General features: G+C 67.4%; 12 protein-coding genes and 1 pseudogene. 8 read left to right on the top strand and 5 right to left on the bottom strand.

All coding sequences use genetic code 11. The features are described from left to right. Positions 1-204 precede the first annotated feature (204 nt). A complete protein-coding gene (locus tag MY520_RS12555; protein WP_436692436.1) occupies positions 205-534 on the bottom strand; it encodes a hypothetical protein in 330 nt (109 codons plus the stop codon). A 628-nt stretch (positions 535-1,162) separates the two neighbouring features. On the opposite strand from MY520_RS12555, the gene MY520_RS12550 reads away from it, so the two are divergent. Continuing rightward, positions 1,163-1,537: an STAS domain-containing protein gene (locus MY520_RS12550; protein WP_436692435.1), complete on the top strand. Its 375-nt coding sequence runs from the start codon at positions 1,163-1,165 to the stop codon at positions 1,535-1,537. A 738-nt stretch (positions 1,538-2,275) separates the two neighbouring features. Here MY520_RS12550 and MY520_RS12545 read toward each other — a convergent pair. Both MY520_RS12545 and MY520_RS12540 read right to left on the bottom strand, forming a co-directional pair. After that, positions 2,276-2,797: pseudogene (locus tag MY520_RS12545) on the bottom strand (IS30 family transposase); the annotation flags it as partial. A gap of 516 nt (positions 2,798-3,313) precedes the next feature. Further along, the gene (locus tag MY520_RS12540) at positions 3,314-3,973 is read right to left on the bottom strand and encodes a response regulator transcription factor (protein ID WP_436692434.1); all 660 of its coding nucleotides are present in this window, start codon (positions 3,971-3,973) and stop codon (positions 3,314-3,316) included. A 949-nt stretch (positions 3,974-4,922) separates the two neighbouring features. Between MY520_RS12540 and MY520_RS12535 the strand changes: the two genes are divergently transcribed. Beyond that, positions 4,923-5,999, top strand: coding sequence for a hypothetical protein (locus MY520_RS12535; protein WP_436692433.1), 1,077 nt, complete (start codon positions 4,923-4,925; stop codon positions 5,997-5,999). A 72-nt stretch (positions 6,000-6,071) separates the two neighbouring features. On the opposite strand, the gene MY520_RS12530 is transcribed toward MY520_RS12535, so the two are convergent. Together MY520_RS12530 and MY520_RS12525 are read right to left on the bottom strand one after the other, a co-directional pair. Beyond that, the gene (locus MY520_RS12530; RefSeq protein WP_436692432.1) at positions 6,072-7,064 is read right to left on the bottom strand and encodes a hypothetical protein; all 993 of its coding nucleotides are present in this window, start codon (positions 7,062-7,064) and stop codon (positions 6,072-6,074) included. Then, the gene (locus MY520_RS12525; protein ID WP_436692431.1) at positions 7,024-8,478 is read right to left on the bottom strand and encodes an IS110 family transposase; all 1,455 of its coding nucleotides are present in this window, start codon (positions 8,476-8,478) and stop codon (positions 7,024-7,026) included. Before MY520_RS12525 ends, MY520_RS12530 begins: the two co-directional genes overlap by 41 nt. Positions 8,479-9,059: 581 nt before the next feature. On the opposite strand from MY520_RS12525, the gene MY520_RS12520 reads away from it, so the two are divergent. The 6 genes from MY520_RS12520 to MY520_RS12495 all read left to right on the top strand — a co-directional run bounded on the left by MY520_RS12520 (position 9,060) and on the right by MY520_RS12495 (position 15,031). Then, on the top strand, positions 9,060-9,284 hold the full coding sequence (locus MY520_RS12520) for a hypothetical protein (RefSeq protein ID WP_436692430.1): 225 nt from the start codon (positions 9,060-9,062) through the stop codon (positions 9,282-9,284). A gap of 314 nt (positions 9,285-9,598) precedes the next feature. Then, entirely contained in the window at positions 9,599-9,928 is a 330-nt protein-coding gene (locus MY520_RS12515; RefSeq protein ID WP_436692429.1) for a hypothetical protein, read from the top strand. A 662-nt stretch (positions 9,929-10,590) separates the two neighbouring features. Then, complete coding sequence (locus MY520_RS12510) at positions 10,591-10,662, top strand: excalibur calcium-binding domain-containing protein (protein WP_436692439.1); 72 nt, start codon at positions 10,591-10,593, stop codon at positions 10,660-10,662. A gap of 346 nt (positions 10,663-11,008) precedes the next feature. Then, positions 11,009-12,313, top strand: coding sequence for an HNH endonuclease (locus MY520_RS12505; RefSeq protein WP_436692428.1), 1,305 nt, complete (start codon positions 11,009-11,011; stop codon positions 12,311-12,313). Positions 12,314-13,716: 1,403 nt separating this feature from the next. After that, positions 13,717-14,157, top strand: a complete 441-nt coding sequence (locus MY520_RS12500) for a hypothetical protein (protein WP_436692427.1) — start codon at positions 13,717-13,719, stop codon at positions 14,155-14,157. Then, the gene (locus tag MY520_RS12495; protein ID WP_436692426.1) at positions 14,111-15,031 is read left to right on the top strand and encodes a class F sortase; all 921 of its coding nucleotides are present in this window, start codon (positions 14,111-14,113) and stop codon (positions 15,029-15,031) included. Before MY520_RS12500 ends, MY520_RS12495 begins: the two co-directional genes overlap by 47 nt. The last annotated feature ends 224 nt before the right edge of the window (positions 15,032-15,255 follow it).

Genomic DNA, 15,255 nt, shown 5'->3' with positions numbered 1-15,255 from the left:
ACCTCCACCTGGGGCTGCTTCAGCTGGCCTGCTCGCTGATCTGCTTCCGGCACCTGGATGCCACACTGAAATGAGCTCTAAGGACACCCCTCGACCGAGGCCCTGTCCCTCAGTCACGAGCGAGGGGTTCGCCACGGTTCACGACTGTTCCATCGGTGCAGCGATGGACCGCGGTGAACTCTGCCGAGTGGGCGGCAGCAGTCGTCACGATGGCGGTCGACCGCGGCGCTCATCTCCTCTTCCCCCCGGCGAGGGAAGGCCGCGCCAGATGATTGGGGTCGGGCCCCAAATGGGGCCCAGAGCCTTGCGCGGCGTACCGCAGGCCGACGGGCGCTCGCCTGCCAGCTGCAGCGCGTCGACCGCACCGACGTCGTCCAACCCGTCCCGGCCGGTGAGCTCGAAGAGCTCGACCTGCTCTTCGAACCACCGCTGGTGGCTGTTCCACGCCGTCAGCGGCGTGGTGCTGAGCACCGCACCAATTCGCTCCCACGCCGCTCCGGCGCACAGCGCGGCGCGGATGCCCCGGTGCTGCACGTCATAGGCCTGGCGAGCGACGAGAACGCCGAGGGTCGAGTAGCTCGAGGGACTCGTCGAGGCCCAGCGCTTCGACCTGGCCGCGCAGGTGGTCGGTCCAGGAATGCGATGGTCGGACGCCGGGCCGCTGGAGCGCTGCCGCGCTGTCCCGCCGGCTCAGGAAGTCCAGCCGGGTCACCGCCGTGACCATTGGGATCTCGCCCTCACGTAGTTCGCGCCTGACCGCCATGGCGACCGAAAATCCGCGAAAGGAGGGCCAGCCTCCGACACGACCTTGCGTGTCGTGACTTGTACTCGGGTCACGCGGGCCGGGCATCACCCTCCCCACTGGCGAGGCCACCGAACGAAACGAGACCCGCAACCAAGCATGGCGACCGGCGTACCCACGGGGACGCTCGCCGTTGGCGCTGTCTTAGCCCGGGCTGGTCCCGAAGGCCCGGCCCGGCGCCGCTGTTTGTGGCCTGTTGCCCACCAGCGCGTCTCCACGCCGCGGGGCGCGCGCCCGCCGCGTCCTCGACCGCCTGCATCCAGATGGTGTGGCGCCGCGGAAGAGACCGTTGCAGCGGCGGACACCCCGGCGGCTCCCGCCGGCTCGATCCCTGATCGCCGCCGGAGAGGAGCATCGACGGTGACCACAACCGACCTGCCCACCAGGAGCGCGGACGAGGAGTTCAGCGAGGATGCGCTTACCGTGACCATCCAGACCGGCCGGGACGGCGCGGTCACCGTGTCGGTCGCCGGGGAGGTGGACACGTTCACCGCCCCGATACTGAGGTCGGCAGTGGACGCCGAGCTGGAGCGGCGACCCGCGTTGCTGGTGCTCGATCTGCGCGGGGTCCGGTTCCTCGGCTCGGCCGGGCTGGCCCTGCTCGTGGAGACGCAGAAGTCGGCCGGCGCCCGCGGCATCGTGCTGCGGCTGATCGCCACCACCCGTCCGGTGACCCGGCCGCTGGAGGTCACCGGGCTGCTCCCCCTGTTCACTATCACCGGCGACCCGCAGTAGCTCATTCAGCCGCGCGCTCGCACACCTCCGGCGACCGCAGTCGGCGGCGCGGGCCGTCGGCCGCCGGCCCTTGTGGTCGTCGTTCCGGGAGTCCCCGGAGTCGATTGACCGGGCGGGTGACTGCGCCGCGTCCTCCAGCAGCGCACCTGCCCCGTCGCGCTCTCTATAAGGCGACGAGCCCGCGACCGGTCGCCGCCGACGCAGAGAGGTTCGAGGAGGCTGTTTGCGTCCTCACCCGAGCAAGGCGGCTACCACCGTCTCGTGGGTCGGGCTTTGTGCGGACAGGACCGGTGGTGACGACCTCTGTCAGACGCGCGGACCGTGACCGGCAGTCACACTGCCAGGCCGTCATGATCGCGTTCGTGGCGATTCACAGCCGTTCCGTAAGTTCGCTGGGCTGCCGCTATGGACGGCGGTGGCCGTGCGCGGACGACGGCGAACGAGGTCAATTGCAGCTAGTGCTCCGTATCTGACGTCGCTTGTGTCTTGTGGCGCCGCGGGTCGGTGGCCTTGGCGATGACGGTCTCGGGGTCCTCTGTCCAGGTGAACGGTCGGCAGCGGTCGTTCCAGGCGGCGATGAAGCGGTCGATGGCGGCGATGACGTCGGCGACGGTCGGGAAGTTGCCGCGGCGCAGCGCCTGGCGGGTGATGATCGAGAAGAACGCCTCGACCAGGTTGAGCCACGACCCCGAGGTTGGCGTGAAGTGCAGCTGGACCCGGGATGCCGGTCGAGCCAGGCCCGAGCACCACGAATCTGCTCGAGCGCTCGACGAGGGTGGCGATCGCCGATGCGCTGGCCGCGCCGACGATCAGGTCGCATTCCCAGTGTCCTGGCACGGCCCTGGCGTCGACCTCGGCCGGACGAGCGGCGATCGGGGTCATGGGGTCGACGAATCTCGGGGTGCGAGCGTTCGGATCGCGGCGTGGTTTGCGCGCGGCGCGCCCGCGTCGCAGCTGGCGAGCCAGCTCGCGCTTGAGCTCGCCGCGGGCATGGACGTAGATCGTCTCGGTGCTCACCCGCATCTCCAGATCGCCGGGGAAGTCCTTGATCAGCCGATGACTGATCTGCTGCGGCGACCACTTCTTCCGTAGCCGGGCCTCGACGTAGTTCCGCAGCGTGCTGCCCTCGACCAGCTTGTGCCGCTTGGGGCGACGGCGCCGTTGCACCGAGGCGCGGTGCGCCCCGTGAGGCAGGTAGCCACGGGTGGACGTGGTGTTGCGCGCCAGTTCCCGGCTGATGGTGGACGGTGCGCGCCCGAGCTCGACGGCGGGCTCGGACGTGTCGACCTCGTAGAGGTTGTGGCCATCAAACGAGCCCTGACTCGTCCCGCCGGTGTGGACCGGCGTCCCATCTGCAGAATGGACGCCATTTGCCTCGCCGTGCAGCTGCCCTCTGATCTCTCTAGGCGGACGCCAACTGACACCACGCGGTTGCGTTCTGCAGCGGTCCTTCTCGTCAGAAACTCCGCACACGTGCCAGTCGTTTGTTCACCGCCTCACCGACGGGGGCCCCAACCGCGACCCTGCCCACCTGATCCCAGTTAGGCCTCGGCGACGTGTCCTATTCCCGGGCTTTCGCGCTGTTCATGCCAATGAAGCACTGGTGATCGAGGCCTCCGCGTGCATCGACGGCGACCAGGTCGACCATCGACCGAACAACGACGGTGAGTTGGTAGATTTGTCCGGCCAGCGTCCATGTCGCTCAAGTAGGTCAGCAAGGCGATCGCCGACCCTTTGGGTCTCATCGGCCGGAGCCAGGCGCAGTTACTAGCAACGTCATCCTGAGGTGCCTCTGCTTTTCCGACCCGGCTGTGGCAGCAAGCCTTGTTCCTGAGCCCGCAGGACGGTGGTTAGACGGTCACTGGTCCGAAGCTTCGCATATATGTGCTGAAGATGCTTGTTCACGGTTAGCTCCGAGATGTCCAGCCGGCGTCCGATCCCTCTGGCGGTGAGCCCCTCGGCGAGTAGGGCCAATACCGCCAGCTCACGAGCCGTCAAGCGGGCATCGGTCGCGGCCGCCGGCCCAGACTCCTGGCCACCGGTTTCGTCGTGTCCGATACGAGATCGCCATCTGGAGAGCTCAGCAGCCTGACGCTCTACGCCGATCAGCAACGACTGAATTCTGCAGGCAAGGTCGACGTCCGCCTCAGTGAAATCCTCATCGGCTCGGGCCACGACAAGCGCTCGATACTCCGACCCGCGCACGTACATCGGAATACCGAGCTGCTCGGTAACGCCGAGGGGCTTGCTCACCTCGCGCCACTGCCCGACGCAGCGCGCGTCGGCGATCTCCTTCGGCACAGACGTCAAGCGATGCGGCATCGTGGACTCGGTCGCTCTGTACCACCGCACCAGGGGTTGCCACGCAGCCGTGGGCATCAAGGCGTCTAGGCGCTCCCCTGAGTATGTCTCGGGCGGCCAGGCATCGATCTGCACTCGGCCATCGTCCGCGCGAGAACTCCAAGCGATAGCCGTCACGTCGAAAGAGTCAGCGAGCTCAGCGTTCAGCAGGTCATAAGGAACACGCCAGAGGGGTTTTCGGAGCATTTGGCCCGCAAGGTCTAGCCAACGCGCCAGGCGGTCCACCTGCCTGTCCACACCGCCTCCCCTATTGCAAAGGCGCCACAGCGTGGGACAATATAAGTTCCGCCGAGTAAGCCTAGCATTCACTCTGTGTGAATACAAGCCGTGCGGCTACTGCGCGGGTCTCGACACGTAAGACCCAATGCAGGACCTGGCCTCAATCTCCGACATCTCCGCGGCGCTTTGCTCCGCGCAGTGTCTTCCCCGACGGGGGAGGAGCTCTCCAGGCGACAACAGATGGGTGGAGGCCACTGCAATCGTGAAGTACTCAGTTGTGCGTATTGGCTTGGCGCCCAGCTCGGCGGAGTCTCCTTGTGTGTCGCATACCGGCATCGCTGCCTCGGCGGTTACGGGCAAGTGGAACTTCACCTGTCGTGCGACACCGCACCGTCTCCCCACCACGACATCGATGGAGGTTGTCATGGCCAAGATTCGCCGAGTCCTGATCAGCCTGGGGGTCGCCGCCGGATTCATCGCCGCGACCGCCGGTCCCGCCGCCGCGGGGCTCAACCACTGCCAGCCGTCACGCTGACCGGCCGAGGCGGGGGCGTCGATGGCTGCTCCTCGTGCGGCATTTGCACTGTCTTCTGCCAAGACCCTCGATGGAGGTTGTCATGTCCAAGATTCGCCGAACATTCATCAGCCTGGGGGTCGCCGCCGGATTCATCGCCGCGACCGCCGGTCCCGCCGCCGCCGCTCTCAACCACTGCCCGCCGACACGCTGACCCGCCGGGGCGGAGCAGGCGACGACCTGCGCCGCCTCATTCCGCCGCCCGCCGGCGGCGTCCGGAGCTTGCTTCGCGTGGCGGCCGCCCGTCGCCGCCTCAGGGCCGCGCTGCGCCGGAGCAGCCGAGGAAACCCACGGCGGCACGCGCTGACCGCCGCCGCCGCGGCGCAGGCCCTGCGTGCCGAAATGGACCAGGCCGGCGGATCTGTGCCGCTGGAGTTGGCGGCGGCACTTGGCGTTGTCGCCGACCTGCACATCGCTGCCATGGACCTGCAGGCGGCGACCGACGCACTCAATGACGCCTTGGCGGTGATCGAGCACGCCGGCCGGTCGCTGGACGCGTCAGCCGTCCGGTGTGACGTACTGGCTCGTCGCGGCCTCGTCCGCCGAATGCAGGCCCGCTGGGAGGAATCACGGACAGACCTGGATCTGGCGCTCGCCCTGGCCCCTGATCCGCTCCGGCGAGCCCTCGCACACAATGGTCGAGGCATCCTGGCTAAGGACACCGGTGACCTGAACCGCGCCGCCGCGCATTACAGCGAAGCCTTTGGCCTGCTCACCACCGCACAGCACGCCGACTCGTCGGCCCTGGCCGCGCTCGAACACAACCTCGCCGGGCTGTGGCACGCCCACGGCCACTACGCCGAAGCAGAGCGGCACATCCGCCGCGCCCTCGCACAGCGCGTTGCCAAACGTCGCCTCCCACTCGCCGCCGATGTACTCCGAGACCAGGGTGTGCTCGTTGCTGTCCTAGCTGGCCAACGCCGCTACGCCGAGGCCGAACCGCTAGCCCGCAACGTCATCGCCGCGTGGACCCGCCTGCGGGGAGCCGACCACTACGAGGTCGGGCACGCCCGCTACCACCTGGCCTCAATCCTCAAGCACCGGGGCGACACGGTCACCGCAGCCCATGAATGCCAGGAGGCGTGCCGGATTCTCGCGGGCCAACTCGGGCCCGACCACCCCGAGCTCACCGCGGTCCGCGAGGACCTGCACGCCCTGGAAGTTCCCCAAGACGATCACAACGACCCGTGCTCAGACCCCGGGCGGCGCGGCGCGACATGGTGGACGGCGGGCTCGTGTGCTCACGTCGGCGACTGGAGGACACCGGTTCCGGGCCGTGCCATTCGCAGATGGCCCTGCCATTGGTGAGAGCGTGCTTCGGTACCGCGCACGGGCCTGCACACGCCATGCAGGTAATCGACGACGTGCGGTGGAAGCCGTCTACCTGGACTGTTCAACAGTCCCGTCGACCGCCGCCCTTTCTGGCCGCGCCGCAGCTTCCTCGGGCTTGCCCGAGCCCCGGAAATGCCCCTTCTCCAACAGCCATGCCTGCCTGGCCGCATAGAGGAACAGGACCGCCAGGCTGAGGACGGCGCCAACGGCGATGACCAACTTGGCCCAGCCTGGCCATGAGCCGCTGATGATGACGAGCACCACCAACCCAAGCTGAGCAACCGCCGCGAGGATTGCGACCCCGCCTGCGACCGCAAACATCCTCCTGCGCTGTGTCTGGTTGTCCTTCTTCGCCATGGAGAACAGCAGCGGCCCGACGAGCAACAGGAGGCCGACGACCAAGGTCGCGGCGAATGGCCCGGCAACGGAATACTGTGGCGCGTACTCGTCGAGGACACCTGTCGCGGCCAGGAGCGCCGCGGCAGCCACCACCAGTCCGGTAAACGTGGACGCATACGCCTCCTTGAAGGACCAGTCCTCGGGGACATCCCCGGTGCCGAAGATGGTCCAGAGCATCCACGTTGCCGCGAGCCCGGCGAGCAGTGCGACGGCGGAGATCCAGACGAACACGTCGAGGGACGACGATCTCGTGATGTCGTACGCGACAGCGATCGGTTCGCGGTCGCCGACGGTGACGAGGAAGTGTCCCGAGGCACGGTCGCGTAGCCCGATCTCAGGCCAGGACAGATCGAGTCGGCACACGGAGCCGTCCGTCTGTGTCGAGGCATCCACGGACGAATTTGGGACGCCGGGCATCGGCAGGACTTCCACGGTCACGCCTGCCGCGGGGCATGCACCCGATAAGAAGACGGTACCCGTCGCCGTCGTCGGAGAACTGCTGATGGTCTGCCATGCGCTGCTTGTGGTGGCCATTTCCACCAGGTCGCCGCTGAGGATCTCGACGGCACTCACTTCCGAAGCGACAGGTGACACATCACTGTCAGCAGAACCCAAGGAGCCCATCGCCGTCACAACGCCCACAGGGACGAGGAGAAGGAATGCCAGCACCAGCCGTCCGCCCATGCCCCCCCCGTTCCGGCGACGCCGAGCAGGAGTACAGCGTGCTCCCCCGGCTCCTGGGAAGAGAATCCGTCGCGCAGCCGACCACAACCGCGCCAGCGTTGCTGGTCGGAACCCAAAGGCCCGGCTGCGTCCGGCTCGGGCTGCCTGGATCGCAGCCCCAGGATCGGTGAACCGCCCCGGGATCGGTGGAGGCTCGGTTCTGCCGGTAGGTCCTCGGTGAGGCCGGCGATCGAACGGAGGGCCGAGGTCGGCGTAGGGCTCGTCGCAGGTGAGCATCCAGTAGGCCGAGACCAGGATCGAGTGGGCGACCGCCACCTGCGCCCGCCCCATGCCGCGCCGGCCGCTGAGCCGGGCGTGCTGTGCGGCCAGGTAGTTCTTGGCCTTTATCCGGCCGACCGAGCCGGGTCGCCTCGACCAGCATCGCGGTCAGCCATCTGTTGCCGTGCGGCGGCGGGATGGGGTGGAACTTGCCGGCCGACTCGTGCATCCCCGGCGCGACTCCGGCCCAGGAAGCCAGGTGCTCCGGTGTCGGGAACCGGGACATGTCCGCGCCGGTCTCGGCGATGATCACCTGCGCGACCTTCTCCCCAACTCCGGGAATGGTCTGCAGCAGCTCCAGCTGATGCGCCCACGGCTGGAATGCGGTCGCGATGACCGCGTTCAGCTCGGCCAGAGCGGTCTCGACCGCCGCGATCCGGGCCAGCATGGAGCGGGCCAGCTGCGCGTGGCCGGCGTCGAAGTGCCCGGTGAGTGCCTCGGTCAGGGCCGGGATCTTGCGGCGCATCTTGCCCTTGGCCAGGTCGGCCAGGACCCGCGGATCGCTCTCCCCGCCGATCAGCGCGCCCAGCATCGCTCGTGCCGACACGCTGGTCAGGCTGGCCGCGACCGAGGACAGCTTGATCGAGGCGTCTTCCAGCATCAGCTCCAGCCGGGTGATCTCCCGGGTGCGGTCGGCCATCAGCTGCACCCGGTAGCGGGTCAGCATCCGCAGCCGGCGGATGTCGGGAGGCGGCACGAACGACGGCCGCAGCAGCCCGTGCTCGAGCAGCTGGGCGATCCACTCCGCATCCTTGACGTCGGTCTTGCCGCCCGGCACGGCCTTCATGTGAGCCGCGTTGAGCAGCCAGACCTCCAGCACCTCCTCCAGGCAGTAGAACGGCCCCTTCCAGTACGTCGAGGTCGACTCGATCGCCGCGATCGTCACCCCGCGCTCCACCAGCCAGTCCCGCAGCACCTCCAACGACCGGGTCATCGTCGAGAACGTCCGCACCTCGTTCAGCCGGCGACCACCCGGCCCCGGCGTGCGTACGCAGACAGTCACCGTCGCCTTGCCGACATCCAGCCCGGCCACCCGCTCGAACAGCAACTCCACCTGGGATCCCTCCCCCGGTCGACACCGATAGGCGCCGCCCGGAGGGACCTCTGCCAGGAGACAGACCCACGCGCTCGCAGCAGCAATAACAGGCACCCGAGGCCCCTGCGCCATACACCTCTACGGGCTCACCCGCGCCAATGTGAATCCGACGTCGCCGGACGACGCGAGCATTCTCATCCCAACAGGCAGCGATCAAGATCGCGGCCGTTACACCTCTTGCACTTTGGGGTTCCGTTTCTGTTGTGACGGGTTTCTGGAGGCTCGTCTGCACCGTCATCGGCATGGGATGGAGTGCGAGCAGCGACGACCGGGCTCGTCGACAGCAGCGTGAGCGGCAGCGCCGTCGGAACATCGAGCGGGCGCCCGCCAAGAGGGACTTGGCACAGCCTGACCCTGCCGCAACCGATCACGATCGGCGGGCCGCAGCGGTGGCCTGTGGCTGGTGCGGCGGCCTCATCACGCCAGGGGCGAGAGGACCGATTGCCAAGTGGTGTTCGCCCACCTGCCGGCACAGAGCCTGGGAGCAGTCACGGGCCGCGGCCTCCGGCCGTGTAGCAGTCCAGGTCGTTGAGCGGCGCGTGGAGGTTCCGACGCGGCTGCCGCTCACCCGCCGCGACTGGCCCCAGGCGCTGCACGAGCTGGCTCAGCAACTCGATGACGGGCGGATCTACGACCGCGACCTCACCGGGCTGTCCGTCGCACTCGAGGCCGTCCTCGAGGCCTACAACCGCCGGCCCTACGTCCGCCTCCGCGCCGCTGACGAACGCCGCGCGATCTGGGGTCCCCGGCACCCGTCGCGCTGAGTACGCCCGCGGCAACCGGCGTACTGGAGGTTCGGAGGAGGCGCCAGTACGTCAGCCAGCCCCGGGACGGTCATGCGCGACCTTCTCCAGTCCTTCTCCAGTCCTTCTCCAGTCGGTTCTCCAGGAGCTGGAGAAGCGTCGCAGCCGACCCCCTGCCGTGTCGACGGGACTGGCGTTGCGGCGAAAGACTGCAGAGCAACCGGAGCAGCGCCACTCAGGCTCCCGTCATGAGACCTGCGGTCCGGTCGTCGCCGGCGGCGCTCCCGACGACCGACGGGCTCCCCAATTGGACCCGGTGACCGATGACCCGGTCAATGCAGTCACGCGCCGTCGCACCGGAACGGCAGGATGAGCCAGCAGCCATCGCTGAAACCGAGAAGAATCTCGGCTCGGATGAACGGCTCGATCACCGGGCTGGCGTCGAGGACGTCACCGGCGACCCTTCTGCCGACGACCCCGGACCCTCAGCGGTCTGTCGAGCCGCCATCAAAGCCAGGCGCATCGAGCAACTCGACGTTCACATCCGCCGAGTCGTCGACGCAGCGCCGCCGTTGACCGTCGAGCAGCGCGACAAGCTTGCCCTGCTGCTGCGCGGACCCAGTATCAAACTTCGTCGCCCGCCATTGCCAAGCGAGCCAAAGTAGCGTCCACGAGCCATTGCGACGCGAGGTCCAGACCATCCACCTTCTAGCATACGTGCCGTTTCTAGTGAGGACTTGAGTGGGCACAGAAGTGTATGGACGGCACGGGCTACTTGAGTAGGACTAGGCGAATTGTTGACGACTGTTGGTTATGACTAGCCGCTTGTTCCGGCGTGCAAGTGGTGTGATCGATTGCGATCTTGATCGCTGCGCCGGGCGATGACCCGGGACGGCACCCGGCTGGAGCAAATGCTGGAGGACGCATCGATCGGCTGTCGGCCGTCGCCTCGAGCCTCTCCCCGGTTTCGGCGCGGGCGATGCTCGAGGCGATGTCGCCGGCCAACGCGATCCCGCGGTGCTGGCCGACATGGCCAGAGGCAAGGTGCGCGGCAAGATTCCCGACCTGCGCGAGGCCCTCCCGCCCCGCCTGGTCGAGGTCGAGCGAGGCGGCTCACCGCTGGTGCAGAAGCGCACTGGAGGCACAGGGGGGACCAGTGAGGCGGTCAAGTTAGCCCTGGGGGGCGCGCCATCCCCTTTACGGGGGAGATTGATCCGCATCCTCGCTCCGTGCTGCTTAGTAGGGGGACCATCGCCACCGACGCCACCGCTTTGAGGCGCAGTTCGCGTCCACCAGCGCAGCCGCGGTTGGGCGCCGTCCCAACCCAATTCGCACCGGCGAGCCTGGCTACGGCGAGCACCCGGACCGAGACGGCGACGGAATCGGCTGCGACTCCTGAACAACGGGGATGTGACTTTGGGGCGACCGGCGACTCTCGTTGGAGCCATCAAGTAGAACCCCGACTGCCCAGAAGCTGACAGGTCGCCCCCTTGCCAGACTCCCGCCCGTGTCCGACGACGGCGTTCGCCGCTTCGGTCCGCCCCGCCTGGTCGAGGTCGAGCGCGACGGTCAGTGATGGCCCGAAACCCGGGCGATCGTCGCGCGAGAACCGGTCTCCATCCGACTCGTTCGATTGCGCCTAGGGCCACGGCGCGCCGACTAAGTCATCAGTCAGGGGCTCGCGATCCGGCTAACAACCCGTCTGAACAATGCGAAAGGCTATGCAATCGCCCATGAGAATTTTCATGACGGTCGTCCTTGTCGTGCTGGCGGCCATGATTCTGAATGTTGCTTTCCGACAATTCCGCAAAAGGCGGTACTTCGCCAGCGAAGAGTTTTCAGCCCACAAGAACGAGATCGCAGCGGTGATTGCCGATCACAACGAGGTTGCCCAGTACACGTCGGAAATTCTCAGCCGTGGGTCGTTTCAACTGGGCGCGTCTTCCACCGGCGTCCAGGCACACCTGGCATCATTCCAAAATACCAGCAACTACAACTACCGCCGGAATCGGAACGTAGCGAACTACCAAGCACGGAACGTGCACAACTGCTCGCTACAGGTCGTGCGTAACGCCAGTGCCGATCCCCTTAAGTACGTGTCGAAGTACTTCAACATCAGTGCTGACGAGGCCAACCTTGCAGACGTGGAGCGCCTCGGCGAGGACATCGCCCGACTTGAAGATGCCATCAACAACCTTCGGCAGCGCGAGACGAGCATCGCAGAGTCGTTCAATCCGCCCAAGTTCATCCTGAAGCATTACCGCGACGAGTTCATGCAGCACGTCGGAGTTAAGCTATCGCCGATAAGTGTCCCATATCCCGTGTACGTCTTTGAGTACGTCAGTGCCGGTGGAAATAGCTCACAGCGCGCAACCGTCACGTTCAACACCCCCACGATCGACGCGCTTATCGAGACGCTCTCGCAGAGGATCCGCTTCAAGAAGAGTGCTGCCGGACAGCGCGCCCTGATGACCGCCCGGCTACGGAGCAGCATCAAGGCGCGCGACAATCACACCTGCCGGTACTGCTTGGTGTCGCTCGCAGCGGAGCCGCATCTACTCCTCGAGGTGGACCACATCATCCCGGTTTCCAAGGGCGGCTTGTCCACGCCGGACAATCTGCAGACCCTGTGTTGGCGATGCAACCGATCCAAGGCGAACAAGGTTCCATACGCCGGGGAAGTGAATTCGTCAGGTCAAAGCTCGAACCGCAACTCTGCACTCCTTTCCAACGCGTCAGTGCGCCGTGTGCCAAGTACAGGAGTGGCACCGATGAGCAGCGACCCAGGGGAAACTGGGCCGGAGGTGCAGGAAGCCCAGCGGCTGTCTCAGCAGTATTTCGATCTTAGTACTGATGAGTTCTTCGAGGTCGCGCGGCGAATCATGGATCAGCGAGGCAAGTCTGCGCTACCCGTCCTGGAGCCGGAGCTATCGCGCGTCGAGCGAGTCATCCAGCGTATTTCAGCTGGGAGCCTGCCGCTCAGCGAGTTCACTGCCTCGGTGGACGAGATCAACCAGTCGAGGGAACGACTCGTCTCCATCTTTGGCTGATTCCACATCGGTCCGTCGCGACACGGATGCAGCCCGGTCGTGAAGCACTACGAGGCGGCTCTGCAGCACAGCAGCTGCTCGTCATAGGCAGGCGCTGGACCCGTGGACGCCCATCGGGCCGACGGCGCCACTGCCGCTAGCTAGCCCGCTGCTGACGGCTTTTCGCAGTTCCTGGTAATGAACGAGCCATGTCCGAGCCTGCGGCCTCGCCCGATTGCTGCGAAGGAGAGATGCAACCTGTCCGACTGCCGAGTCCTGGTCGCCGTCAAAGAGGCCGACGGCGGCCGCTGAATCGAGTTCGCGGGGCTGCCGGCAGGGCGGCGTGGCCGGGCGGGTGCACTTCCGGTGCCCTCAGCGGCTGCGGTCCCCCCGGTGGCCTGGCCGGTGGAGCCGGTCTGGACAAGCGCCGTTGATTCTGCGATCCGGGCCGGTGTCCGCAGGAAACCCTGTACGGCGATGTCCGCGCACTCCGGTGAGTCGGCGCACGGCGTCCCGGAAGGGATCCTCTGCTGGAACGCGTCCCCGCTGGAAGACAGAGAGGGTCGCCGTTAGCCGGCCGGCCGGATGGTGCCGGCCTGGACCCAGTCCGTCTTGGCACTCCAGACAACAATCCGTGCGGGCCGGGTCGCCTCCGATGCGACCCAGACGTGGGTGAGTTCTTCCGGTAGCTGGGGTGCCCGCAGAGGTAGCTGCGGCACGTCGAGTTCCAGGGCGCGTAGAGGAACCTAACCGGTCGAGAGCACCCCGCCCCAGATGAAGAGGTGGCGTTCCGCGGTGCCCGCCCGACCCAGCTTCGCAACGTCGGAGGGACGCGACGCGACAAAATCCTCGACGAAGGTGACCACGTCGTCAGGGTCTGGCTCAGAAAGCCCACTCGCATGGGACCGGTCAAGATCACCGTGCTGGCCGGACCACCAGTGGTCTTTGCGGTCTGCACCTAAGACCTGGCCAGTTGCTCCGGCAGCCAGACATGCGCGGGTTCTTCGTCGAGGCCACCGGCGCTGAAGACACTCGCTTCGCGCCGCTGTCGCTCCAGGCACGTGCGGAGGTCGCTTCGCGTCGCTGTGAAGAATCCTGTGTGGTCGCGCTGCCATGCTGGTGACCACCTTCAGCCAGGTTGCAACAAGCGAACCACGCAGGGACACGGCGCCCGCCGAGAGCTGCGCCCGGCGGTCGCGCGGCTGGCCGAGGTACCTGCGCCGCAATGTGGGGGCGCGGTCCTCGGTCAATCACGCAGACGGGCAACAGGTGGGACCCGTGGGGTCTATGCGAGCTGAACTGGCGAGAAGCGCTAACCCGGGGGCCGAACCTAGGCATGAGCGGAACGTGAAGTATCGGTAACGCTGTGAAACCTTACCTGTGAGGGCGACAGTCGCCTCGCCCCACAGACTCTGGAGCCAATCATGCGTTGTCGTACCACTGCTGCTGCCGGTGTCCTCTTCACCGCTGCACTGTCCCTCGGCGTCTCTGGCACGGCCCACGCCGCCGACACCTACAACTGCCCGGACTTCGTCTCGCAGGCGGTCGCCCAGGCTGTCTACGACGCCAACCCGAGCGACCCGAACCAGCTGGACCGCGACAACGACGCCCAGGCCTGCGAGGACCACGACTACGTCGCCAACGCGGGGACCGTCACCAGCGCCATGGCCCTCGGCACCACGAGCCAGGTGACCCCCGGCACCACGAGCCAGGTGACCAGCCGTCCGGCGGGGGCCGTGGCCGCCGGCGACGGCAGCTCGTCCAGCGACGCCAGCACGCTTCCCTACGTCCTGGGCGGCGTCGCCCTGACGGCGGCCGGTGGCGCGGCGTTCGCTGCCCGGCGCAGCTCCCGCGCGACCGTCTGACCGTCGAGACGTGCACCATCGCGCACGCACCACCCACCCCGGTCCATCAGGGACCGGGGTGGGTGGTGCGGTGCGCATCGCCGGGACGTATCCCCCGGCGCCACCTCCAGCGCGGGCGTCCGGCATCGACGCCGAGCTTGAGGCCCTGCTCGCCCGGCCGCCTCGAGTCACCCGCTACGGACAGCCCAGTCGCCGCGCTCTCCGGACGGCCGGGCCCCGCGCTGCCCGGGTCTGGGCGGCCACCTCCGCGTTGCTGGCGGCCGCCGGCGTCGCAGCGGTCGTCGTCCTGCCCCAGAACACAGTCGACCCCGTCCGACTTGACGTTCCCCTCGCCGTGGCGGCCCCGCCGGTCACCGCGACCACGACTCCCTCCGCGCCTCCCGCCCAGCTAGTCAGTCCGGCGGCCACGGCGCGGCAGTTGCCGGCCAGTACTCCTGCCCGAGTGCAAATACCGGCCCTTGGAGTCACTTCTCGGATCATCGAGCTAGGCCTGGAGCGGGACGGCTCGATGGAGGTTCCGCAGGGCGCCTATCCCGTCGGCTGGTACGACGGCAGCCCCACACCCGGCCAACTCGGGCCCGCTGTCCTCGCCGGCCACGTCGACTGGGAGGGCGAACCAGGAGCGTTCTACGGGCTCCGGGAGCTGCGTCCCGGGGACACCGTCGTCGTCGACCGCGCCGATGGCACCGTCGCAACCTTCCGCGTCGACCGGGTCGAGAAGCATCCCAAGGACGAATTCCCGACGGACGAGGTCTACAGCGACATCGACCACGCCGGTCTCCGCCTGATTACCTGCGGCGGAGCGTTTGACGAAGACACCGGGGACTACCGGGACAACATCATCGTGTTCGCCAGCCTGGCAACGGTCGGCTAGACATAGCGCGCCCGCTCACCGTGTCGCATCGGTCATTGCCGGCGTAGCCCTCCACCGGCCAGCACGGCGGCCGTGGTCGGTTGATGGGCGGGAGCCCTTAGACACCGCGTCCCGCGCAGCCTCCGACGCCCATCCACACACTCCTGGCCGCTTCCCACAACCGGCTTCGATCCGGCTGCAGCGGGCCGGGGGAAGGGTGGGCCGTAGGCCCACCCCGCAGGGAC

Source organism: Geodermatophilus sp. CPCC 205506 (assembly GCF_051383635.1).
Taxonomy (GTDB): Bacteria; Actinomycetota; Actinomycetes; order Mycobacteriales; family Geodermatophilaceae; genus Geodermatophilus.
Note: the sequence above shows the minus strand (reverse complement) of the source record. Positions and strands in the feature narration are given on the sequence as shown.